This is a genomic window from Agathobaculum faecis (genome assembly GCF_014287995.1).
In the GTDB taxonomy this organism is placed as follows: domain Bacteria; phylum Bacillota; class Clostridia; order Oscillospirales; family Butyricicoccaceae; genus Agathobaculum; species Agathobaculum ammoniilyticum.
This window is the reverse complement of sequence record NZ_JACOPL010000001.1, coordinates 87,236-110,631: the sequence shown is the minus strand read 5'-3', so window position 1 is coordinate 110,631 and position 23,396 is coordinate 87,236. Positions and strand designations below refer to the sequence as shown.

Below are 23,396 nucleotides of genomic sequence, written 5' to 3'. Positions count from 1 at the left end.
TGTCACACACCTTTCAATTGAGCATTAAATTCATATAGCCGCAGGAAACCGCCCTGGGCACATGCCATTTGATACAGCCCAGGGCCGTTTCCCGACCGCATGCCGTATAGGTGAACGCATCTTTCCGCAATACCTCCAGCAAGCCCTGCTCCCGCTCCGGCGTCATGCCGAATGCTTCCTGTGCGGTATCCTCCCAGCAGAACGCATAGGCAGCCAGCTTACCAGCCTCCCGCCAGCCGTACACGCCCTTTCCCAAAGCGTCGAACAGCGCTATCTGCCCCGCCCAGCAGGATGGGCTGCGCGCGATACGGCAGGGTGCGGCAAGCCGGTCATACAGCGCCGCGAGCTGTGGGATATCCTGTTCGGAAAGACGCTGCGGAACGCTCCCCCGCGTCTTTTTCACGATCTCGTGGCGCGCTATGCGAAAAAACGGCTCATAGCCAAACGGCCGGTAAAAGCCGAACAGCCACTCCTCCGCAGGGATAAGCGTGGAGGCAGTTCGTCCCGCCGCGCGGTCAAGCGCAAAGGAATGCTCCAGAAGCCGCGCCATATGTCCCTGCCGGCGATAGTCCGGATGGGTGCATGCCCCGTAAATATAGGTCGCTTCGGACACATCGCCCCCGCAGTCCAGACGGTACGGCAGCATTTGCACCATCGCGCACAGCGTGCTTCCCTCAACCGAGAGCAGCGTTTTCCCGATATCGAAAAAATGGGCGAAAAAATACGGATTGAAGCCTCCCTCGTCCGGAAAGCAACGCTCCCAAAGCGCTCGAACCGCGCCGGCATCCTCCGGTCCAGCAAAGCGGATCATTCCGCACGCTCCTTTGGCACGGCCGTGTATTTCACGCCGCGCATCACCGGATAATAGGATTTTTTGGCTTTCCGAAGCCCCTCTATACCGAGGTCTTCCTCTCTGTTGACGTATTCCACATCATCGCAGTTCCGCAAAACGAACTGCTGGTTGATCATTTGGTAAGCGCCCGGAATCGTATGGTCGGCCTTTTCGATCTGTACCACATACATATCCGGCGTTGCCCGGCATCCAAACGTGAAAGCGATCACTTCGCCATCCAGACGCAGCAGCCCGCCTTTGAGCGCAAGCGCGGAGAAGTTGTGCAGCGCCTGCACAATCGCGCAGGTTTCCCCCTGAAAGTCCCGATTCTGCGCACAGCCGTTCTGATTGCACCAACGGATATGGTATCCAAACGCATCCTTGACGTTTTCCGGCGTCATATCCTCATAGCTCCATCTGCCCTCATACGCGGTTTTAAACCGGTTGACCAGATTGCGCTTAGACTGCAGCTTTTTTCCGGACAGGGTGCGCAGCTTTTCTGCAAGGTAAATGTAGTCATCCCCATCCTCATTATCGTGGGAGAAAGAATACTTTTCCGGCCGGACAGCTTCGATCCGTTCGATCATAGGCTCCGCTATGGATACCAGCTGGAACGGGATTCCCCGCTCCGCGGCGTCGGCTTCCAGCGCGTCTAGCGCGCCGCCCAGATCTCCCTCTCCAATCGGCGCCAAGTAACAGTCATGCCCGCCGTCAAGCGGCGTCATCTTGACCAGCAAAAAACCGTCGCGGAAGCAGATCTGCGTGCCATAATGACTACGCCACATAAACAGGTCGACAAAGCAACGCTCGCACAGATGGTAATTGTAATGGGCGCCGCAGGCCTCGACCGCCCGCTTGTCCTTCAGTGTGATTTCGCAAAATGGTAACATAAAAAATATCCTTTTCCTTATTGTCCCGCTGTCTCTCGCAGCTTTTGATAATATGCGCGTACTGCACCCGCCTTCCCGCAGGACATTTTACCCTCGGTGCAGGCGCCGTCCACGCACGCAGGCCCGCAGTGCGCGAACAGCGTCGGCGCGACCGCGTATACCACGCGGTACATTTCCTCTGCAAGCGCGCGGATCTCCCACTGCGCGCGGTTGCAGCAGCGCAGCTTAAAAAAGTTTTTCAGGCTGCGTGCATTGGCAGTCATCACAATGCGGGTAGCACAGGCATTCGGCAGCACATATCGAGCGTCCTCGATCGCGTGCTTTTCCGCCTGGCTGCGCGCCTGCTTCTCCGGAACGCCCTGCGCGAGCAGCTCCTCAACGTAGCCCTCCATCAGCGCGGCGGTCAGCGCCTCGTAGGTGCGCTGGTCATCCTCCATCGCCCGAATAAATTGTTCCCGCGCCGCTGGGATTTTATCGATCTCCGGCGGCACGACATACTCAAACCCGCGTTCCCTCACATACCGCTGGGACTGTACGGAAAACGAGGCCATGCGGTGCCGCGTGATCTGCGCGAGCAGCGAACGCGACACGCCCTCGATCGCAAATGTAAACGACACATGCTCGATCGGGCTTTCATGCCCGATCTCTGAAAGCATATGGACAAAACTTTGGGTTTTTTCCTCTGTCAATCCGTCCAGCACGCTGTCGACATCTGTGAAGGAATAGCAGTTCTTGGCCGCCGCCGCCACCAGCTTTTCCGGTTCGGGCGTGTGCGCCAACAGTTTCACTTTCATTTTTTATTTTCCTTTCCGTCCCAAAAGGCGCTCCCGAAACACGATAAGCAGGAATTTGGGCAGCTTCATCATACGGCCGATCCGGCTGGGCTGCTTGAGCAGGCGGTAAAACCATTCCAGCCCCAGCCGGATAAAAATATCCGGCGCGCGCTTTGCTTCGCCTGCGAAAACATCGAGCGAGCCGCCCAAGCCGCAGTACAGAGTGGCATGGATTTCGTCGATATGCGCGGAAATGAACTTCTCCTGCTTCGGCGCCCCCAGGCATACGAACACAGCGTCCGCGCCGCCACAGGCATTGATGGCCTCGACCGCTTCCTGTTCATCGGAAAAATAGCCGTCGTGCGTTCCTGCAAGGACCAGCCCGGGGTATTTTACGCAGAGGTTTCTGCCCGCCTTTTCTGCCACGCCCGGCTTTGCGCCGAGCAGGTAAAGGCGCATTCCTTCCTTTGCCATGGCAGCGGCAAGGCTTTCGGCAAAATCTATGCCGGCGACCTTGCCGCACAGCTCCTCGCCCAGGATTTTTGCGGCATAGATGATGCCGATGCCATCCGGCAATACCAGGGCGGCATGATTCACCACCCTCATAAAATCGCTGTCCTTTCGGCAAAGATCCACTATTTCCGGATTTGGCGTCACCACATACCCCTTTTGCCGCGCGCGGATCCGGCTCATGGCCAACTCCACCGCCTGCTGCAACGTTACGGCATGAAAATGCACGCCCAGAATTGAAGCGGTTTTCATCTCTTTGTCTCCCATATTTTCACATCATTGCTGCATAATACACATTCCAAATCTATTTTATTATAGCGCAGTTGTTTCAAAATCTCAAGCCTGCAAGGTATAAAACTGGATGATTCGGAAAATTGATGTAAAAAGCCAGGCAAAGCGCCTGACTTTTGGTGTTTTTCAATCTTTTTTGTCTTTCCGGCACGAACAGCCGCCTAGGCCGCAGTGCGAGATCACTTCATTGAGGTAAACGGACATTCCGGTGCAGAGGATTCCCTGCACCATACCATCGAACAGAGCGGCTGCCCAGTTTGCATACTCCCCGTAGCGGGAAACAGCCGACAGACAGGCCAGCATGATGCCGCAGCCGGTAAGGGCAAGTGGAATAAATTGATTGGGGAATTTTCTGATTGCCTTGAAAGCGCGCCCCAAGCAATACAGGACTGCCACCAGAATGGCATAATCCGCCTTGATATATTGCGAAACCTGCTCCAAATTCATTCACCTCCCATCCATTTTATGAAAGGAAGCGAAAAAAAGGAACGCCGGCCCACGGCCGGCGTTCCTCTCTGTCAACAATCAAAGTTGTGCGCGGATGAGCGCCCCCATCTCGCTGGTGGAGAGCGCTTTTTCCCCCGGCGCGGCGATATCCGCTGTGCGATGGCCCGCGTCCAGCACGGCCTCGACCGCGTTCTCAACCGCGTCTGCCTCGGCCATGAGGCCGAAAGAGTAGCGCAGCATCATCGCACAGGACAGGATGGTCGCGATCGGGTTGGCGATGCCTTTGCCGGCGATATCCGGCGCGGAGCCGTGAATCGGCTCGTACATGCCCTTGCCGCTCTCGTTCATCGAGGCGGAGGGCAGCATGCCGATCGAGCCGGTGATCATGGATGCCTCGTCCGACAGGATATCGCCGAACAGGTTGCCGGTCACGATCACGTCGAACTGGCTGGGATTGCGGACAAGCTGCATCGCGCAGTTGTCCACATACATATCCGAATATGCTACCTCGGGGTACTCGTCCTTGATGCGGTGCATGGTTTCGCGCCAGACGCGGCTGGTTTCGAGCACGTTCGCCTTATCGACCGAGCAGACCTTCTTATTCCGCTTCATCGCCATCTCGAACGCGCGGCGGCCGATGCGCTCGACCTCGTAGACCGAGTAGTTCATATCATCCGCGCCGGTCTCGCCCCAGCCCTTGTCGCTCTCGCGGCGGTAATGCCGGCCGAAGTATACGTCGCCGGTCAGCTCGCGGCAGACCAGGATGTCAAAGCCGTCGCCGATGATCTCGGGCTTGATCGGACACGCGTCGGACAGCGCCTTGTGCATCTGCGCCGGACGCAGGTTGACGAACAGGCCGAGCGCCGAACGCAGGCCGAGCAGCGCTTTCTCCGGGCGTTTTTCCGAGGGTACTTCGTCCCACTTAGGGCCGCCGACCGCGCCGAGCAGCACGGAGTCCGCGTTTTTGCATATCTCGATGGTCTCCTCAGTCAGCGGGATGCCGTTCGCGTCGATCGAACAGCCGCCCGCGAGCACCTCCTGATAGTGGAAGGTGTGGCCGAACCGCTCGCCCACCTTGTCGAGCACCTGCATGGCTTCGGTCACGATCTCCGGACCAATACCGTCGCCCTTGACGACTGCGATATTGTATTCCATCGGACTTACTCCCCTCTCTCTTTGAGCGACTTCAAAAGGCCGCCCGCCTGGATGATGCTCTGGATGAACGGCGGGAAAGCCGCCGCCTGATAGGTCTCGCCCTTGGTTTCATTGGTAATCACGCCGGTGTCGAAATCGACCGAAACCGTGTCGCCCGCATCGATGCCGTTCGCCGCCGCCTCACACTCGAGGATGGGAAGGCCGATGTTGATGGCGTTGCGGTAGAAAATGCGCGCGAACGAGGCCGCGATCACGCAGGACACGCCGTTTTCCTTGAGGACAAGAGGCGCATGCTCACGCGAAGAGCCGCAGCCGAAGTTGCGCGTTGCCACGACGATATCACCCGGCTGCATCTTTTTGACGAAATCCGCGTCGATATCCTCCATCGCGTGAGTTGCCAGCTCCTTGGCGTCCGCGATGTTCAGGTAGCGCGCGGGGATGATGACGTCGGTATCGACGTTATCCCCATATTTGAAAACTCTGCCTTTTGCATTCATGGTATTGTTTCCTCCCTTACTTCAGCTCGTCGGGCGCGCAAATATAGCCTGCGACCGCACTCGCCGCCGCAACGGCCGGACTTGCCAGATAGATCTCCGAAGTGATATGTCCCATGCGGCCGACGAAATTGCGGTTGGTGGTCGAAACCGACCGTTCGCCGTGCGCCAGGATGCCCATATGGCCGCCCAAGCATGGGCCGCAGGTCGGGGTGGAAACGATTGCGCCCGCCTGGATGAAGATTTTGGTCAGCCCCTCCTCGATGCACTGGAGATAAACCTCCTGTGTGGCAGGGATGACGATGGTACGCACGCTCGGATGCACCTTGCGGCCCTTGAGAATGGCTGCTACGGCGCGCATATCGTCGATGCGGCCGTTGGTACACGAGCCGATGACCGACTGCTGCACCTCGATATGACCCAGTTCGTTGATGGTCTTGGTGTTCTCGGGCAGGTGCGGACACGCGACCGTGGGCTTGAGGGCAGACAGGTCGATCTCGATCTCCCTCTCATATACCGCGTCCGGATCAGCCTCGAACACCGTGACCTCACGGTCCACGCGCCCCTGGATGTACGCCATGGTCTTTTCATCCACGGGGAAGATTCCGTTCTTCGCACCCGCCTCGATCGCCATATTGCAAATGGTGAAGCGGTCGTCCATGGACAAGGAGGCCACGCCCTCGCCCACGAACTCCATGGACTGATACAGCGCGCCATCCACGCCGATCTGGCCGATGATGTGCAGGATCACGTCCTTGCCGGACACCCACGGGCTAAGCTTGCCCTTGAGTACAAACCGGATCGCGCCCGGCACCTTGAACCAAGCCTTGCCCGTCGCCATGCCGGCGGCAAGGTCGGTCGAACCCACGCCGGTCGAGAACGCGCCCAGCGCGCCATAAGTGCAGGTGTGGCTGTCCGCGCCGATAATCAGCTCGCCCGGGGCGGTGAGCCCTTTTTCCGGCAACAGCGCATGCTCAATGCCCATCGCGCCCACGTCATAGAAGTTGACAATCTGATGTTTTTTGGCAAACTCTCGGCATTCCAGGCATTGCTCCGCGGACTTGATATCCTTATTCGGCACGAAGTGGTCCATCACCAGCGCGATCCTGGTGCGGTCAAACACCTTGTCAAAGCCGGCTTTCTCCATTTCACGGATCGCGACCGGACCGGTGATATCGTTGGCAAGCGTCAGGTCAACGTTCGCCTCGATCAACTGCCCGGCTTCCACGCTTTCCAGCCCCGCATGCTTTGCGAGTATTTTCTGTGTCATCGTCATGCCCATAACAGTGCTTCCCCCCTGTTTTAATCGATAAAGTACTTATTGATGCCATTGATGTAGGCCTTGATAGATGCCTCGATCACGTCGGTCGAAACGCCGCGGCCGGTAACGATCTCTCCCCCGTCAACGCTGATCTTGGCGATCGCTTCCGCCTGCGCGTCCTCACCATCGGTCATGGAGCGCAGCGAGTAATCCTCCAGCTCCACATCCTTGTCAACGATCTTATTGATTGCGCGGAACGCCGCGTTGATCGGGCCGTCCGACACGGCCGCGCGTTCGAAGGTTTCGTCGCCCTTCTTGACGCGGATGACCGCGGTCGAAGTGATGGTGTTGCCCGAGTTGATGACAAAGCGGTCCAGCGTGTAACGCTCCTCACCGGAAACCGGCACCGCGCCGACCAGCGCTTCCAGGTCGCGGTCCTTGATGACCTTTTTCTTGTCCGCCAGAGCTTTGAACTTTTCAAACGTCTTGTTGAGCTTTTCCTGATCCAGCGTATAGCCCAGCTCACGCAGCCGCTCCTCGAACGCATGGCGGCCGGAATGCTTGCCCAGCACGATTGCGTTCTTCGGGATGCCGACCGACTCCGGCGTCATAATTTCGTAAGTCTCCTTGTTTTCCATCACACCGTGCTGATGGATACCTGCCTCGTGCGCAAACGCGTTCGCACCGACGATCGGCTTGGTCGGCGCCACGGAAACGCCCGTGATGGTCTGGATCATGCGACTGGCGCGGTAGATCTGCGTCGTATCAATGCTGCAGGCGATGCCGAAAATATCCGCGCGCGTTTTGAGCGCCATAACGCATTCCTCCATGGAAGCGTTGCCCGCGCGCTCTCCAATGCCGTTGATTGTGCATTCGATCTGGTCGATGCCCGCTTCCACGCCGGCCAGCGAATTTGCGACCGCCATACCCAGATCGTTGTGCATGTGGCAGGAGAGTACAATATTTTCAATGCCCGGCGTATGCTCGCGCAGGTAGCGGATCCGCGCCGCATACTCCTCTGGAATCATATATCCGACCGTATCCGGAATATTAATCGTGGTCGCTCCTGCCTTGATTGCGGTTTCAAACACGCGGCACAGGAAATCCAGATCCGAGCGGCAGGCGTCCTCTGCGGAGAACTCGATATCGTCGCAGTATTTTTTCGCATAGGCAACATTGTGCGCAACCGATTCCACCACTTCGTCCGGCGTCATTTTAAGCTTATACTGCATATGCACCGGAGAGGTGGCCAAAAACGTATGGATGCGGGCGTTCTCTGCGCGGCGGATGGAATTCCACGCCGCATCGATGTCCTTTTCGTTGCAGCGTGCCAGCGAACAGATCGTTGAGCCGCGAACGATATCTGCGATCGCCGCGATCGCGGCCGCGTCGCCCGGGGAGGCGGCGGCAAAGCCGGCCTCTATGATATCGACCTTGAGCATTTCGAGCTGCTTGGCTACCTCGATCTTTTCGTTCAGGTTCATGCTACAGCCGGGGGACTGCTCACCGTCGCGCAGTGTTGTGTCAAATATTCGAATTGTTCTGCCCATTTTCTTGTCCTCACTTTCTTGTTTCAGGGTGTACAGGGACAAAAAAAACTTCGTCCCTTAATCCAAAATTAAGAGACGAAGCGAAAGCTCCGCGGTACCACTCTTGTTGCCGCATTCCTGCGACCACTCAGCGCGCATCTAACAATACGCCGCCCCTGTAACGGAGGGCCTCCGTTCCAGCCTACCGGCCAAAGGCTTTCAGCGGACAGCTCCCGGGCGAGTTTCACCGTTTTCTGACGCTGCCTTACACCGGCCGGCAACTCTCTGCGGACAGGGACGCGGTTACTTTACCCGTTCATCACTTTTTTCATTATGTGACTATATTACTCTCTGCCCTGCGGCTTTGTCAAGTGCTTTTTCAGATTTTTCTTTGTGCCATTCGCTACATTTTGATAAATCTTGCTAAGCAGCGCTTTATCTGGTATAGTTACTGGTATAGCAAATACGATTTTCAAAAAACCTGCATCTGGCGAAGGGAGCACCCACGTGTTCGCCCCTCCGCCGCAAATTCCACTGAGAGGAGTTCCGCTGTGGAAGTTTTCTGGGATATTGTCCATACGTTTGATTATGAAATCCTGCTGCAGCTTTTCCAGCATTGGCGCGGCGGTGTGTCCGACGCAGTCTGGACCGTATTCTCCACCCTGGGCAACGGCGGCGCACTGTGGATTGCGCTGGCGGTCATCCTGCTCTTTTTTAGGAAGACCCGACGCGCGGGGGCCGCGATGCTCGCGGCCCTGTTGATCGGCCTGCTGGTGGGCAATGTTTTTCTGAAGGAATGGGTCATGCGGCCGCGTCCCTTTGTCACGCATCCGGAGCTGACCGCGCTGCTCGACCCGGGCGATCAGTGGTCGTTCCCCTCCGGCCACACGCTGTCCTCGTTTGCCGCCGCAACAGCGCTCTGCTTTTTCCACCGAAAAGCCGGCGCTGCCGCTTATGTGGTCGCTGCGCTGATCGGTTTTTCCCGTCTTTACGCCTGTGTACACTATCCGACCGATGTGCTCGCCGGCCTGTTGATCGGTATCCTTTGCGGCCTGCTTGCCGTGTGGCTTGTCGACCGTCTTTTTGACCGTATCCATGCCGCTCGTCTGAGAAAGGGTGTCCAATGAATCAGTATAAGCGCCTTTTAAGCAACACGTTTATTTTTGCGGTCGGCACATTCAGTTCCAAAATCCTTGTGATTCTGATGCTCCGTTTTTACACGGGTATCCTCACGCAGGACGAAATGGGCGTGGCGGACCTGATCGTCAAAACCACAAGCATCCTTTATCCGGTCGTGTCCCTGTCCATCGGGCAGGCGGTCATCCGCTATGGGCTGGAACGCAGGCAGAGCAAGCCCGAGGTGTTTACCATCGGGCTGCTTACCTTACTCTGCGGCTTCCTGATCTCCCTGCCGTTCCACCCCGCGCTCAGCCTGATTCATTATAAAACCTCTTTCGGCACAAGCGGTTCCCTGTTGGATTACCAATGGCTGATTTACCTGTATGTGCTGACCTCCTGCACGCAGAATGTATGCAGCCAGTTCATCCGCGCGCTCGGCTTTGTCCGCCTCTATGCGGTCGACGGCATCTTCCGCACGCTGATGACCATTCTGCTCAACATCCTCTACCTGAAGGTATTTGAGTGGAACATATTCGGCTATGTATTTTCCATTATCTGCGCGGACGCTCTCTCCACGATCTGCCTGTTCCTGATTGCCGGACTGTGGAAATATATCAAGCCGCTGCAGATCAATTTCCACCTCTGGCGGGGCATGCTCGCCTATTCCCTGCCCCTTGTACCCGATGCGATTTTTGTTTATATTGTCGGCTTTTTCGGGCAGACCTTTCTGGCCAGCATGCAGAGCACCGCGGTCAGCGGCATCTACTCGGTCGCCTACCGCGTCCCCACGCTGATCGCGCTGGTAGCGTCCATATTTGTCGACGCTTGGCAGCTCTCCATGGTCAATGACAATTCCCGTCCGGAGCAGATCCGCTTCTTTTCCAACGTTGGAAACACCTACAGTTCAATCGTTTTCATTATCGCTTCGGGCGGCATCATGTGCGCCAAGCTGGCTATGATGATCCTCGCTGTTCCCAGCTACTTTATAGGCTGGATGTTTATTCCCCTGCTGGCGGTCGGCGCGGGGTTCAACTGTCTTTCCAGCTTCCAGAAAAGCGTCTATCTTTTGGAAAAACGCACGGTCCCCTCTTTCCTTTCCACCGCGTTTTCCGCGGTCGTTAATATTCTGCTCAACGTGCTGCTGATCCCGCGGTACGGCGGCATGGGCGCCGCCACCGCGTCCATGGTCAGCTATATCGGCCTGTTCCTCTATCGCGCGATTGACAGCCGCCGGTTCATGCCGATCCACTGGAATGTCAGGCGTCTGGGAGGCACCGTACTCCTGCTCGCCGTCCAGACCGCGCTCATGCTCACGGAGCCGCCGCTCTGGATCGTCTGGCAGCTGCTTCTGTTCGGTTTCGTATTCCTGCTCAACTGCAAGGAGTTGCTTCTCGGCGTAAAAAAGCTTTTGCACCGCGCGTAAGCAAATAAAAGCCGCAGGCCTAAGCCTGCGGCTTTTCAAATGGAAAAATCCAGCGACTGTCCCCTGTGGATCAAATCCTCGAGCGTCACGGAATCGACATACTGATTGATCGTATCAAATAAGCCGCGCCAAAAATTCAATGTGATACAGTCGCCCGCGCGCGAACATTCGACCGGCTCGCTCTCCAAACACGCGACCGGAGCGAGCGACCCCTCCGTGATGCGCAGGATATCGCCGACCGTATATTCCGCCGGCGGTCGGGAAAGCTGGTACCCACCCTGCGCACCGCGGATCGACCGGACAAAGCCCGCCCGCGAAAGCTGCACAACAATCTGCTCCAGATATTTTGCCGATATCTCCTGGCGCCTGGAAATATCCCGCAGCGGGATAAAGCCCCCTGCGTCATGCTGCGCAAGGTCGATCATCAGGCGCAGCGCATACCTGCCTTTTGTAGAAATCTTCATATGGCATTCCCCTCTTTCCACTATTATTCCACAGAATTACTATGAATTCAAGCAGTAAAGCGCAGAGCTACCCGTTCACCGGTTTTTCATCTCCCGCAAAACGCTTTGAATATGCTCGCTTGCCTGCTGCACTTCCCATTTCAGCTCGGTCGCAGACATGCGTTCCGCCCCATGCCCCAGAATAATCATCTGCTCCATACCGTCCGAGGTCGCGACCCGAACCCGATGCTTGCGGGACAAGTCATAGGATGCCTGCTCAATATACATATCCGCAGTCTCCGCCTCCTTGGTGTAAACGACATCCAGGCCATGTAGCTTCTCGACCGAGCCGACGCCGCCCTTAACCTTATACGCGTCAAACACCACGATCAAATGGCACTTGCGCACGCTTTGATAATCGCTGAGCAGGTTGAGCAGCGCTTCCCGCGCGGCGTTGATGTCCCCCGCCGCGATGTCGTGCAGCTCGTCCCAGGAGAATATGATGTTGTAGCCGTCCACCAGCAGGTAATCCTCCGCGCGGATGCGGGTCACATACAGCTGCTCGAGCGTAGCGCTTTTCCTGCGGCTTTGCTGGAACGCCTCGAACCCCCGGTCCTTGATCGGGCCATAGGTGCGTTCAAACAACGCGCGAAGCTCCGCGTCCTCCTCCAGGCCCGAACCTGCTCGGGAGCGTGTCTGCCGTGCCGGCGGCGTATCCGTCTGTTCTTTTCCGCCGCCCAGCCGGAGGCCGCTGTCCAGATGCGCCTGCGCGGGTACTTCGTCCCATTTGACGACATGCCCCGCGCCATGCGAGCAAAAAACCGAATCCGGTGTGTTTTCCACGTCATGCGCGGCGTCGTATGCCGCCGCCGCGATCACTTCCGCCGCATTATGGCACGGCTCGTAGCCGGACAGCTCGCAGGAAAGCCGCCCCTCACCGCGCGTATACGCCGCAACCTCAGTCCAGTAATCGCGTAGGGTGGACACTGGCGCCTTTCCGGTCAGTACCGCGCGGCCGTCTTTGCTTTCCGGTATCTCAAACGAACCATCCAACCGCTGAATATCGCTCATCGCCCGCCCGATACAGCTTTCCGGCACCTCAAGTCGAAAAGCATAATACGGCTCCAAAAGAATGCTGTCCGCCTGCATCAAGCCCTGCCGCACCGCGCGGTAGGTCGCTTCCCTAAAATCTCCGCCCTCGGTATGCTTAACGTGCGCCCGACCGGTGAGCAGTGTGATCTTCATATCCGTGACCGGCGCGCCGGTCAACACACCGATATGCGTCTTCTCTCCCAGATGGGTCAGGATGAGCCGCTGCCAGTTCAGGTCCAACACATCGGTCGGGCAGGCGGAAGCAAACACAAGGCCGCTGCCCCGCTCGCCCGGCTCGAGCAGCAAATGCACCTCCGCATAGTGGCGCAGCGGCTCAAAATGACCGATACCAACAGCCGGCGAAGCGATCGTCTCTTTATAAACAATCCTGCCCGTGTCAAACTGCACGGCCGCCCCAAAGCGTTCCTCAATCAGCCGTGCCAGTATTTCCAGTTGAACCTCGCCCATAAGCTGCAGGTGGATCTCCGCAGACGCTTCATTCCACGATACCCGAAGCTGCGGGTCTTCCTCCTCCAGCAGCCGCATGTTTTGCAGCATCACATGCGGGTCGCAGCCATCCGGCAGCCGCATCCGATAGGTCAGCACTGGTTCCAGCGCCGGTGATAGCGCGCCCGCCACGCTCCCCAGCCCCATGCCCGGCATGGTATGCGTCAGCCCTGTCGCCGCGCAAACCATACCGCATTCCGCTGTTTCCACCGTCCGGTACTTCATGCCGGAATAGATCCGAAGCTGGTTGACTTTTTCCTGCCAGCCGCCGTCCTCGCTGCCGCTGACCACCTCGCGCACACGCAGCGTACCGCCGGTCAGCTTGAGATAGGTCAGCCGGTTTCCCTGCTCATCCCGCGCGACTTTGAACACCCTCGCTCCAAAAGCCGCGCCATCCGCCGGCATGTCCGTATAGCGGTCCAATCCGTCCAGCAGGTCCTCCACACCCTGTAGATGCAGTGCGGAGCCGAAATAGCATGGGAAAACCGTTCTTGTCCGAATCAGTGCGGCAATATCCTTATCCCGCACGGCCTGTCCGTCCAGATACCGCTCCAGCAGCGTTTCATCGCATACCGCCAGGCTTTCTTCAAACGCCTGCCGCACGGCGTTTCCGTTGAAATCAACGCAGCCCTCCCCCAGCTGCTTTTTCAGTTCGGCGAGCAGTCCCGCCCGCTCCGTACTAGCGAGGTCCATCTTGTTGACAAAAACCACTACAGGGATCTGATGCCGCGCAAGCAGTCGCCAAAGCGTATGGGTATGCGCCTGTACGCCGTCCGTACCGCTGATCACCAGAACCGCATAGTCGAGCACCTGAAGCGTGCGCTCCATCTCCGCAGAGAAATCCACATGTCCCGGCGTATCCAGCAGGGTGACAGAGGTTCCCGCCAGATCAAAAACCGCCTGCTTGGAAAAAATCGTGATACCGCGCTCCCGTTCCAGCGCGGCCGTATCGAGAAAAGCATCCCTGTGGTCCACTCTGCCAAGCCTGCGCAGCACACCCGCCCGGTACAACATCGCTTCGGCCAGCGTGGTTTTACCGGCATCCACATGTGCCAGAATTCCGACGACAATTCGTTTCATAATTTCCTCATTTGCTGTAATTCGTTGTATTATAAAATTATTATAGCAAAAACACGGTGTTCGGACAAGCCGAATCCTCTCGCAAAGCGGGCCACGCGATCATCGGCCAAAAACACGAACAAATGTTTGCATGTCTCAAATCTTTATGCTATACTGTAAACAGCGGGTGCGGAAGCCGCCGGACGCCCGCACACGCAACAGAAAAAAGGTGGGGTCGCTATGCAGGATGTCCTGAAAAACTTAAACGCCGCGCAGCGTGAGGCGGTCACAACGACCGAGGGCCTGATCCGCGTCGTTGCGGGCGCCGGCTCCGGAAAGACACGCGCGCTCGCGCACCGGTTTGCCTATCTGGTAAACGAAGCTGGCATCCTGCCCGGCAATATTCTGTGCGTTACCTTTACGAATAAATCAGCGGGTGAAATGCGTCAGCGAATCCGCCAGCTTACCGGAGATAGCGACGCAGGCTATATCTGCACCTTTCACAGCTTTTGCGTATCCGTTTTGCAGGAGGACAGCCATGCCGTGCAGTATCCCAAGCGCTTCCTCGTGCTGGATAATTCGGATATCGACACCATGCTGCAAACCGTTTATGAGGAACGAAACCTCACCCTGCGCCATATGACGTTCAGCAGGGCGCGGGATATGATCGAAATACGCAAGCTGTTTCAGGAGCCGGACTATTACCAGGATATGCTGGCCATGCCGCTGGAGGGGCTGCGCGAGAAATATCTCTCTGCCGCCGCTGTGGAGGATATCATTTTTTACGGCTATCTGTATCAGGAAAAAAGGTGCTTTGGCCTAGATTATAACGATCTGATCAAATTTACGCTGTATCTTTTTGAGCAGGACGCCGGCATCCGTCTGAAATGGCAAAGGCGCTTGGAATATATAATGATCGATGAATTCCAGGATATCGACGAGCTGCAGTATAAGCTGATGTGCGTACTCTGCGGCTATCACAGGAACCTGTTCATCGTCGGGGACCCCGATCAGACGATCTATACCTGGCGCGGCGCCAATGTAAAATACCTGCTGGATTTTGACAAAGCGTTTCCGAACTGCAAAACCATCATGATGATGCAGAACTACCGTTCCTCCCCGCAAATCCTGCGGGCAGCCAATTCCCTGATCTCCAAAAATGTCCACCGCATCAAAAAGGAACTCCTCTCGACTTTGCCGGATAGCGGTCCGGTGTTTTTTCACCATGCGGAATCCGCGGAGCAGGAGGCGGAATGGATCGCCGCAAAAATCGCGGAGCTGGAGCAGCAGGGCGTCCCTTATCAGGATATTACAATCCTTTACCGTGCGCATTATGTAACGCGAACCTTGGAAGAAGTCTTTCGCAGGCGCAAGCTTCCCTATGTCATATACAGCGGCGCGCAGTTTTTTGACCGGAAAGAGATCAAGGACGCACTCTCTTACCTCCGCATGACGGCCTATCGGGACGACCTTTCTTTCCAGCGTATTGTCAATACCCCCAAACGAAACCTCGGTGAAAAGCGGATGCGCTTCCTGAAGCTCTATGCGGAACAAAACGGCTGCTCGCTGTACGAAGCGCTGCATCGTTGTTTGGAAGACGAACTGTTCCGAAACACGAAAGCGCGCCCGTTCATCCAGTTGATTGAGGGAACCGCGGCCAGATATGCCGGCAAGCCTGTCTCCGAGGTTCTCGGCATTCTGCTCAACCGGAGCGGCTATGAGGAAATGCTGCGGACGGAGGGCAATCAGGACCGGCTGGATAATTTGGCGGAGCTGAAGCAGTCCATCTATGAATATGAAGCCGCCTGCGGCGAAGAATGTACTTTGGAGGATTATCTTTCCCATGTCGCGCTTTTTTCCAACAGCGATACGTCAGAGCGGCGCAATGCCGTTAAAATGATGACCGTCCATACGGCAAAGGGGCTGGAATTCCCGTATGTTTTCCTCTGTTCGCTTTGCGAGGGCGTGTTCCCCTCTGTCAAAACGAAAACCCTGCCGGCCATGGAGGAGGAGCGGCGCCTCGCTTTTGTCGCCATGACCCGCGCAGAAGGCGGGCTGTTCCTATCGGACAATGCAGGCCGCAACATAGACGGCTCCTCCCGCATCCCCTCCCGCTTCGTTTTCGATATCGACCGCCTGCTGCTACAATATACCGCCGAGCTTCCGGAAAGCCTTGTGGCCGAAGCCTCGGACCATATCCGCTTTCACCAGCGTCAGCTCAGCGCCTTGGCGGCCGGCCCTTCTTTTTCAGCGGGACAGCGGATCTCGCATCCTATTTTTGGCGACGGCGCCATCCTTGCCATCGATCGGGAAGCTTCCACCTACACCGTTCAGTTCGACGATATCCCAACGCCGCGCAGCATCTCCTTCCGCGTCCGGATCACACCGCTTTAGCGCGCTGGGAGCGCAGCCGCCTTTTTATCCCCATCCCCCTTTGCCTGTGAGGTGAGAATATGTCGACAGATACCCCCCAAGAGCGCACCTATATCGCGATCGACTTGAAATCATTTTACGCCGCGGTCGAATGTGTGGAGCGTGGCCTTGACCCGCTGACAACCAATCTCGTCGTAGCGGACGCCAGCCGGACGGCAAAAACGATCTGCCTTGCGGTATCCCCTTCCCTCAAGGCTTATGGGATCGCCGGCAGGGCGCGCCTGTTTGAAGTGCTGCAGCGGGTCGGGGAGGTCAACCGCAACCGGAGGCAAAACGCGCCCAACCATATCCTGGCCGGTGAATCCTGCGACGATACCGTACTGAAGGCCTCCCCGTCACTGGCGGTTGGGTTTATCACAGCGCCGCCTCAAATGGCGCACTATATTGAATGGAGCGCCCGAATCTACCAGCTCTATCTGAAATATATCGCACCCGAAGATATCCATGTTTATTCCATAGACGAGGTATTTATCGACGCGACAGACTACCTGCCCTATTACGGGCTTTCCGCGCGTGAGCTTGCGTCGATGATCGCCCGCGATGTGCTGCAGACGACCGGTATTACTGTGACCGCTGGAATCGGAACCAACCTTTATCTGTCCAAGGTCGCCATGGATATCGTCGCAAAGCATATCCGGCCGGACAGCAAGGGAGTGCGCATTGCGCGCCTGAATGAAATCACTTACCGTCGCCTGCTATGGCGGCATCAGCCTCTGACCGATTTCTGGCGTGTGGGGCGGGGCTACGCCAGAAAGCTGGCGCAGCACGGGATATACACTATGGGCGATATCGCGCGCTGCTCCCTCGGCAAGCCGAATGATTATTATAACGAAGACCTGCTCTATCAGATGTTCGGCATCAATGCGGAGCTGCTGATCGACCACGCATGGGGCTGGGAGCCCTGCACCATCGCGGATATCAAAAGGTACCGCCCCTCCTCGAAAAGCATTTCTTCGGGGCAGGTATTGAAATCCCCCTACAGCTTTTCACAGGCCAGGCTGGTGGTGCAGGAAATGGCAGATCTGCTCGCGCTCGACCTGGTCGGACGCAGGCTCGTCATCGACCAGATCGTCCTGACCGTCGGATATGATCGGGAAAACCTGACCCATCCTGAAACGCGTCGGGCGTATCACGGTGCAGTCACCGCAGACCGCTATGGACGTACAATCCCCAAGCATGCGCACGGAACCGCCAACCTGGACCGGCATACCTTCTCCGCGCATCTTATCTCCAATGCCGTTCTGGAACTGTACGACCGCATTGTAAACAAAACGCTTACCATACGGCGGATCTACCTGTCCGCAAACCATGTGCTTGAAGAAGATGCGGCGATACACCAGCCGACTTTCGAGCAGCTCGATCTTTTCACCGATTATAACGTATTGTCGCAGCAGCGCCGGCAGCAGGACGCCCTGTTAGCGCGGGAAAGGAAAATGCAGCAGGCTGTGTTATCCATCAAAAGCAAACATGGCAAAAACGCGATTCTGAAAGGCACCAGCCTACAGGAATCCGCTACCGCGAGGGAGCGCAACTGCCAGATCGGAGGGCATCGGGCGTGAAAGGCGTAAACCGTTATGGGCAGGCGGACAAAATCCGCCGGTATGACGATATCCTCAAACGGCCGCATCACAGGTCTTTAAAGCATCCCTCCATGCCGATGCTGGACCGTGCCGCGCAGTTCGCCCCGTTCGCCGCGCTGACAGGGCATGGCGATACGCTAAAGGAGACAGCACGGCTCACCGACCGGAAGATTGATCTGGACGAAAACGAAAAAGCCGTGATCGATAGGCGGCTACGGCTCCTGCGGGAGCGTTCCGGTCAGCATCCGCATATCGCCGTCACCTATTTCATCCCAGACAGAAAAAAAGAGGGCGGCGCTTACGCCACAGTATCCGGTACAATCAAAAGGTTTAACGAGCATGAAAGAAAGATTCTATTGATGGATGGCACTGTTATTGCGATCGACGACCTCCTCGCAATCGAAAGCCCCTTATTCCGCGGCGTCGATATATAGATGGAAACACATTCTCCCCAACAAACAATCTTTTTCTGTCCCGTTTTTCCATTACTGCAGACCTAACCGGCTGCTATGGATACGCCGTCGAGCCTGCTGCATTTTGCCGCCACACCGGTATCCAGTGCCGCGTTTCACACATATTCATAGGAACGGCATGGCAAAACGCAAACGGATAATTCGCACATTAAAACTTTTTTTCCGTTTTTTCGTTCAAATCACTCAGCTTTTTCCATGAAGAGCAGCAATTTCAAGTCATATCATGCGTTTTGCCGCACAAGATACTATCAGCAAAACCCACTAAACAAAAAAACGAAATCGAAAAGGAGAGAACAATCATGACTAACACAAAAAATGGTTCTAATCAGGGTATGGTACCGGAAGCCCGCGCTGCAATGGACCGCTTTAAGATGGAAGCGGCAGCAGAGGTTGGCGTCAACCTGAAGCAGGGCTACAACGGCGACCTGACCTCCCGCCAGGCGGGCTCGATCGGCGGCCAGATGGTCAAGAAGATGATCGAATCCTACGAGCAGAATCTGGCTAACCAGGGCTAAGTCCTGAAAATAATAAGAGCGCTGTTTCCTTTGGTGAAGGAAACAGCGCTCTTTGTTTATTTTATCAAGCGCGCCACTCGGCAAATAGTTGCTCCGCTTCCGTAGCGCTCGCGGCGCACAGCAGGCGCTCGGCAAATTCCTTGCATTCCGCAAAGGAATGCGCCGCAAGATCGGCTTTCGCCGCCAGCATCGCCGATGCCGACATCGAAAGGTTGGTCACGCCGAGTCCGCAGAGAACGGGCGCCATCCCCGGCGTACCGGCCATCTCGCCGCAGACCCCCACCTCGATGCCGTTTTCATTTGCCGCTTTCGCAGTCATATGAATCAGCCGCAGCACGCCCGGATGCAGGGGGCGGTACAGGTAGGATATTTTTTCATTTATGCGGTCCACCGCGCAGGAATACTGGATCAGGTCGTTTGTGCCGATGGAGAAGAAATCCACTTCTTTTGCTAGCATATCCGCACAAACGGCCGCTACCGGAATTTCAACCATGATGCCGACCTTGACATTCGGATTATAGGCGACGCCCTCCGCATCCAACAGGTCCTTGGCCTGCTGGAGTACCTGCTTGGCGTTGCGTATCTCCTCAATGGAGGAGATCATAGGGAACATGATGCGCAGGTCGCCGTATTGCGCGGCGCGCAACAGTGCGCGGAGCTGGGTCACAAACAGATCGGTCTGGTTCAGGCAGATGCGAATCGCGCGGTAGCCCAAAAACGGATTCTGCTCTTTTTCCAGGTTCAGCGCGGGAACTTCCTTATCGCCGCCAATATCCAAAGTGCGGATGATGACCGGCTTGCCCGCCATCGTCTCGCAAGCCTTTTTGTAGGCTTCAAACTGCTCCTCCTCGCTCGGCAAGTCGTCGCGGTCCATAAACAGGAACTCCGAACGGAACAGGCCGACGCCCTCGCCGCCCAGCTCGGCAACGCGCACCGCATCCTCCGGTGTGCCGATATTCCCTTCCACGATCACACGGCGGCCATCGCTCGTTTCGCCCGGTCGGTTCTTAAACTGCACCAGCATTGCCCGGCGCTCATCCTCCGCCGTTTTCTTCTGTTCAAACTGGGACAGTGTTTCCGCATCGGGCGACACGACGATCTCGCCCGTCGCACCGTCCAGCAAAAGCTCCTCTCCATCCTTTATTTCATCCGCCTTCTCGCCGGCACCGGCTACGGCAGGGATGCCCATGGAGCGCGCCATAATCGCGGAATGGCTGGTCCGTCCGCCGATACGCGTAACGAAGCCCACCACGGGCTTGGAGCCGATCTTTGCCGTATCCGACGGAGTCAGATCGTTGGCAATAATGATGCACGGCTCGGAGATCGAGTCGATCGCGTTGTCTGCGATCCCCTTCAGGTTTTTCAGGATGCGCTGGGAGATATCGCCGATATCCGCCGCGCGCGCCTGCATATATTCATCGTCCATCGCCCTGAACATGGCCTGGAAATTCTCGCAGTTGACAAAGCAGGCATATTCTGCGCAAACCATTTCATCTGCGATCAGATTGGTGATGCCTTCCACAAAATCAGGGTCGTCCAGCATGAGCAGATGCGCGTCAAAGATTTCCGCCTCGGCCGCGCCGATATTCTTCTCCGCCTCATCCCGCAGAAGCTCTATCTGCTTTTTCGCATGCTCCACGGCATCGATTACCCGTTTCTGCTCAGCGGCAGCATCCGTAATACTGTTTTTTACGACCGTTAAATCCGCCTCTTTGATCACGAGCGCTTTCGCGTGTGCAAGGCCTTCAGAGACACCAATCGCTTTGAATTTCAACATGAGCCGTTTTCCTCCTGTGGATTGTAAATCCTAACAAATATTTCAACACCATTGTACGGTATCTTGGTGCTTTCGTCAAGCAAATCCTTGTCTTTCCTCCATTTTCCGCAAGCGCGCCCCGCAGTCCGGTATCGTGGTCAAAGCGCGTCTGTCAGCGTTTATTTTCACAGCGCTTCCCCCGTAACCCCCTGTGTTTCGAGTACCTCCAGCACCCGTATCCCGTTTGCCGTCAGCGCCATGCTGCCCTTGCAGGGATATGTCTCATACCCGTCATAAGCAAAATTTTTTAAGGGGATGTCATAATCCACCCGTATCAGCCCCTTTCGCTGCAGCAATGCGATCGCCGCCGCATAGTTCCCCGCCTTGTCCCGCCCGTTTTCCAGGTAGACCGGCTCTGCCGCCCCTGCCGCGCACGCGACCGGTAGAAACGGGCTCTGCGCAAAGCAGCGCAGCAGTTCCAGTTCCTCCCGAAACAGGGATAAACCGTTTCCGCAGCCGCCGCAGCCCTGGCATCCTTTGCAGTTTCCGGTATGACAACTCATCTTTCGATCATCCTATCTTACAATCGGGGCTTCCGCCCCGTCCATTTGCATTTGCCGCAGGCCTCCCTTTTGCAGTTAGCCTTTGCTTATTTATTTTAGTTTACCACATATCCCTACCTTGTCAATAGGGTATCCGCCGTGCCGGCTGTTTGTACAGTTTATCCTGTTTTGCTTTCCAGATCCACACGGATTTATCCATTATGCGAAACCTTCTTTATCGATTTGCAAAACTCCGGAATAAATTTGCAAAAAAACGTGCTTGCGCACCGTTTTTCTGCTATACTGGAATCATTCCAACATTTTGTGAGGAGGAACGACAAAACATGGCAAACCGTTGCACCCGTATTCCCGAAATCATGCTGCCCCCAAAAGGGACCGACCTTTCCAAATGGGCGGTCATCGCCTGTGATCAATATACCTCGCAGCCCGAATATTGGGCGGAGACCGACCGCATCGTTGGAGACGCCCCCTCCACGCTGCGTCTGACCCTGCCGGAAGTCTATCTGGAAGAGGTGGACGTTGCAGCGCGCACCGAAACCATTCATAAGACTATGCGCCGCTACATTGAGGAGGGAACGCTGCAAACGCTTCCCGCCGGCATTATCCTGACCGAACGCTGGTCTGGCGGCGCCTGCCCGCGGCGCGGAATCGTGCTTGCCATGGATCTTGAGGCGTATGAATACACGCCCGGCTCTGCTTCCCTGATCCGTCCCACGGAAAAAACCGTTGTCGAGCGCATCCCGCCGCGTCTCAAGGTGCGCCAGGGAGCCTGCATGGAGCTGCCGCACATCATGATCCTGATCGACGATCCCGACCGCACGATTATCGAACCGCTCTTTGAGAAAACCGCTTCTTTTGACAGAATTTACGACACCGATCTGATGCAGAACGGCGGCCATATCACCGGCTGGTTCATTCCCAAGGGCGTGGAAACCGACACGGTCGAGGCTGGGCTTGAAGCACTCTGCGACCGAGCCGCATTCAACCAAAAGTATGGCTGCACGGACGCCCAAGCCCTCCTTCCCTATGCGGTCGGCGACGGCAACCACTCCATGGCGACCGCGAAGGCATACTGGGAGGAAACAAAAAAAAGCCTGTCCGCCGAGGAGCAGCAGAACCACCCCGCGCGTTACGCCCTGGTCGAAGTGGTCAATATCCACGACGAAAGCCTGATTATCGAACCGATCCACCGCATCCTGTTCGGTGTGGAGACTAACGAACTGTTCGGCAGTCTCACGGCATTTTACGAATCCCAAGGCTGCAAGGCCTATGTCGCCGAGCAGGCGCCGGCAGATGCCGCCGCACATTATTATCCTTTCCGCGCGGAAAACCGCTCCGGCGTATTCGTTGTCGAGAATCCCAAATGGTCCATCCCTGTCGCGACCATCCAGACCGGCCTTGACGCATATCTGGGCGCGCATCCCTCGGCCAAGATTGACTACATCCACGGCGCGGATGTTGTGGCCGCCCTCGCCGAAAAGCCCGGCAATCTTGGCTTTATCCTGCCCGATATTGCCAAAAACGATTTGTTCCGCGGCGTTATTTTCGACGGTGTGCTTCCCCGCAAAACTTTCTCCATGGGAGAGGCGCACGAAAAGCGCTACTACATGGAAGCCAAAACGATCGTCAAGTGATCTCTTCGGACGCAGCCTTTCCGGCTGCGTCCTTTTTCGTCCAGCGAAGCACCGCTTCCCCGTTTTCCACCGTGCAAAGCACGAATGCCGGCGCCAGCAGGAACGGCCGGTCCGGCGCAAAGGGACAACGCAGGCAGAGCGTCCCCTCCGCAGCCTCCGCTTTCAGCTCGCCGCGCTCCACCAGGCTATCCAACACCACATCCCCTGTCCATAACTGCCTTTCTGTCTGCCGTGCGTCCGGAGGCGGCGCCTGTTCTGAAGCGTCCTGTTGAGACACGGACTGCCGGCCGACCTCCTCTTCCTCTCCGGCAGAGAGATAAAAGTCGGATGGCTGCTGGTTCGCATACCCGGCCGTTTTCAGTGTTTCTCTGGATAAATGCCGCGTCAGCCGCAGCCGTCCTCCGACCGGTTCCGGTAGGCCGACCAGCAGCGGCCTTGCCCCATCCGCCGCTGCATAGCAGCGCAGCAGCAGGTCGCAGGGAATCGCACAGTCCAAATCAATCCGTACTCCGTAAGCGTCGGGCAGCCATTCCAGCCTGCCTACCGCACTGCCGCGGAACCGAACCTCTGCCTGCACCGCCGCTCCCCCTCCTCCCGTAAAAAAGCGCGTATCCAAT

At 56.8% G+C, this 23,396-nt stretch carries 21 protein-coding genes and 1 other annotated feature; of the genes, 7 read left to right on the top strand and 14 right to left on the bottom strand.

Translation table 11 applies throughout. From position 1 onward, the window contains the following. Window positions 1-13: 13 nt before the first annotated feature. The 9 genes from H8S45_RS00575 to H8S45_RS00535 all read right to left on the bottom strand — a co-directional run bounded on the left by H8S45_RS00575 (window position 14) and on the right by H8S45_RS00535 (window position 8,230). Window positions 14-811: a GNAT family N-acetyltransferase gene (locus H8S45_RS00575; protein WP_054325846.1), complete on the bottom strand. Its 798-nt coding sequence runs from the start codon at window positions 809-811 to the stop codon at window positions 14-16. Then, window positions 808-1,722, bottom strand: coding sequence for a DUF2156 domain-containing protein (locus H8S45_RS00570; protein WP_054325845.1), 915 nt, complete (start codon window positions 1,720-1,722; stop codon window positions 808-810). The genes H8S45_RS00575 and H8S45_RS00570 overlap by 4 nt, the downstream gene beginning before the upstream one ends. Window positions 1,723-1,739: 17 nt before the next feature. Next, window positions 1,740-2,516 carry an FAD-dependent thymidylate synthase gene (gene thyX / locus H8S45_RS00565; protein WP_107630410.1) on the bottom strand — a complete coding sequence of 259 codons (777 nt, stop codon included), beginning with the start codon at window positions 2,514-2,516 and terminating at the stop codon, window positions 1,740-1,742. A gap of 3 nt (window positions 2,517-2,519) precedes the next feature. Next, on the bottom strand, window positions 2,520-3,257 hold the full coding sequence (locus tag H8S45_RS00560; RefSeq protein ID WP_147573654.1) for a WecB/TagA/CpsF family glycosyltransferase: 738 nt from the start codon (window positions 3,255-3,257) through the stop codon (window positions 2,520-2,522). A 165-nt stretch (window positions 3,258-3,422) separates the two neighbouring features. Next, the gene (locus H8S45_RS00555) at window positions 3,423-3,737 is read right to left on the bottom strand and encodes a phage holin family protein (protein ID WP_161804664.1); all 315 of its coding nucleotides are present in this window, start codon (window positions 3,735-3,737) and stop codon (window positions 3,423-3,425) included. Between the two features lie 84 nt (window positions 3,738-3,821). Next, window positions 3,822-4,898, bottom strand: a complete 1,077-nt coding sequence (gene leuB, locus H8S45_RS00550) for a 3-isopropylmalate dehydrogenase (RefSeq protein WP_147573653.1) — start codon at window positions 4,896-4,898, stop codon at window positions 3,822-3,824. A gap of 5 nt (window positions 4,899-4,903) precedes the next feature. Beyond that, window positions 4,904-5,395 (bottom strand): 3-isopropylmalate dehydratase small subunit, encoded by a 492-nt coding sequence (gene leuD / locus H8S45_RS00545; RefSeq protein ID WP_054325843.1) that lies wholly within the window; start codon window positions 5,393-5,395, stop codon window positions 4,904-4,906. Window positions 5,396-5,411: 16 nt separating this feature from the next. Continuing rightward, the gene (leuC, locus tag H8S45_RS00540) at window positions 5,412-6,674 is read right to left on the bottom strand and encodes a 3-isopropylmalate dehydratase large subunit (RefSeq protein WP_174887834.1); all 1,263 of its coding nucleotides are present in this window, start codon (window positions 6,672-6,674) and stop codon (window positions 5,412-5,414) included. A gap of 20 nt (window positions 6,675-6,694) precedes the next feature. Further along, the gene (locus tag H8S45_RS00535; RefSeq protein WP_390126344.1) at window positions 6,695-8,230 is read right to left on the bottom strand and encodes a 2-isopropylmalate synthase; all 1,536 of its coding nucleotides are present in this window, start codon (window positions 8,228-8,230) and stop codon (window positions 6,695-6,697) included. A 41-nt stretch (window positions 8,231-8,271) separates the two neighbouring features. After that, window positions 8,272-8,511 (bottom strand) — a binding site (T-box leader). A 222-nt stretch (window positions 8,512-8,733) separates the two neighbouring features. Here H8S45_RS00535 and H8S45_RS00530 point away from each other — a divergent pair. Beyond that, window positions 8,734-9,309, top strand: a complete 576-nt coding sequence (locus H8S45_RS00530; protein ID WP_159068003.1) for a phosphatase PAP2 family protein — start codon at window positions 8,734-8,736, stop codon at window positions 9,307-9,309. Beyond that, a complete protein-coding gene (locus H8S45_RS00525; protein ID WP_147573651.1) occupies window positions 9,306-10,724 on the top strand; it encodes a lipopolysaccharide biosynthesis protein in 1,419 nt (472 codons plus the stop codon). The genes H8S45_RS00530 and H8S45_RS00525 overlap by 4 nt, the downstream gene beginning before the upstream one ends. Window positions 10,725-10,759: 35 nt before the next feature. On the opposite strand, the gene H8S45_RS00520 is transcribed toward H8S45_RS00525, so the two are convergent. Further along, window positions 10,760-11,188 carry an RrF2 family transcriptional regulator gene (locus tag H8S45_RS00520; RefSeq protein ID WP_054325841.1) on the bottom strand — a complete coding sequence of 143 codons (429 nt, stop codon included), beginning with the start codon at window positions 11,186-11,188 and terminating at the stop codon, window positions 10,760-10,762. Between the two features lie 75 nt (window positions 11,189-11,263). Continuing rightward, window positions 11,264-13,846, bottom strand: coding sequence for a translation factor GTPase family protein (locus H8S45_RS00515; protein ID WP_054325840.1), 2,583 nt, complete (start codon window positions 13,844-13,846; stop codon window positions 11,264-11,266). A 219-nt stretch (window positions 13,847-14,065) separates the two neighbouring features. Between H8S45_RS00515 and H8S45_RS00510 the strand changes: the two genes are divergently transcribed. The 4 genes from H8S45_RS00510 to H8S45_RS00495 all read left to right on the top strand — a co-directional run bounded on the left by H8S45_RS00510 (window position 14,066) and on the right by H8S45_RS00495 (window position 18,826). After that, window positions 14,066-16,219 (top strand): ATP-dependent helicase, encoded by a 2,154-nt coding sequence (locus H8S45_RS00510; protein WP_186949423.1) that lies wholly within the window; start codon window positions 14,066-14,068, stop codon window positions 16,217-16,219. Between the two features lie 59 nt (window positions 16,220-16,278). After that, a complete protein-coding gene (locus tag H8S45_RS00505) occupies window positions 16,279-17,817 on the top strand; it encodes a Y-family DNA polymerase (protein ID WP_107630400.1) in 1,539 nt (512 codons plus the stop codon). Then, the gene (locus tag H8S45_RS00500; RefSeq protein WP_242977782.1) at window positions 17,814-18,272 is read left to right on the top strand and encodes a hypothetical protein; all 459 of its coding nucleotides are present in this window, start codon (window positions 17,814-17,816) and stop codon (window positions 18,270-18,272) included. Before H8S45_RS00505 ends, H8S45_RS00500 begins: the two co-directional genes overlap by 4 nt. A gap of 338 nt (window positions 18,273-18,610) precedes the next feature. After that, window positions 18,611-18,826 (top strand): alpha/beta-type small acid-soluble spore protein, encoded by a 216-nt coding sequence (locus H8S45_RS00495; protein WP_054325839.1) that lies wholly within the window; start codon window positions 18,611-18,613, stop codon window positions 18,824-18,826. A 64-nt stretch (window positions 18,827-18,890) separates the two neighbouring features. On the opposite strand, the gene ptsP is transcribed toward H8S45_RS00495, so the two are convergent. Both ptsP and H8S45_RS00485 read right to left on the bottom strand, forming a co-directional pair. Further along, a complete protein-coding gene (gene ptsP / locus H8S45_RS00490) occupies window positions 18,891-20,603 on the bottom strand; it encodes a phosphoenolpyruvate--protein phosphotransferase (RefSeq protein ID WP_054325838.1) in 1,713 nt (570 codons plus the stop codon). Between the two features lie 164 nt (window positions 20,604-20,767). Beyond that, complete coding sequence (locus H8S45_RS00485; protein WP_054325837.1) at window positions 20,768-21,145, bottom strand: hypothetical protein; 378 nt, start codon at window positions 21,143-21,145, stop codon at window positions 20,768-20,770. Between the two features lie 323 nt (window positions 21,146-21,468). Between H8S45_RS00485 and H8S45_RS00480 the strand changes: the two genes are divergently transcribed. Then, entirely contained in the window at window positions 21,469-22,779 is a 1,311-nt protein-coding gene (locus H8S45_RS00480; protein ID WP_107632081.1) for a DUF1015 domain-containing protein, read from the top strand. Here H8S45_RS00480 and H8S45_RS00475 read toward each other — a convergent pair. Beyond that, on the bottom strand, window positions 22,772-23,356 hold the full coding sequence (locus tag H8S45_RS00475; protein ID WP_054325836.1) for a hypothetical protein: 585 nt from the start codon (window positions 23,354-23,356) through the stop codon (window positions 22,772-22,774). The genes H8S45_RS00480 and H8S45_RS00475 overlap by 8 nt on opposite strands. Window positions 23,357-23,396: the final 40 nt, after the last annotated feature.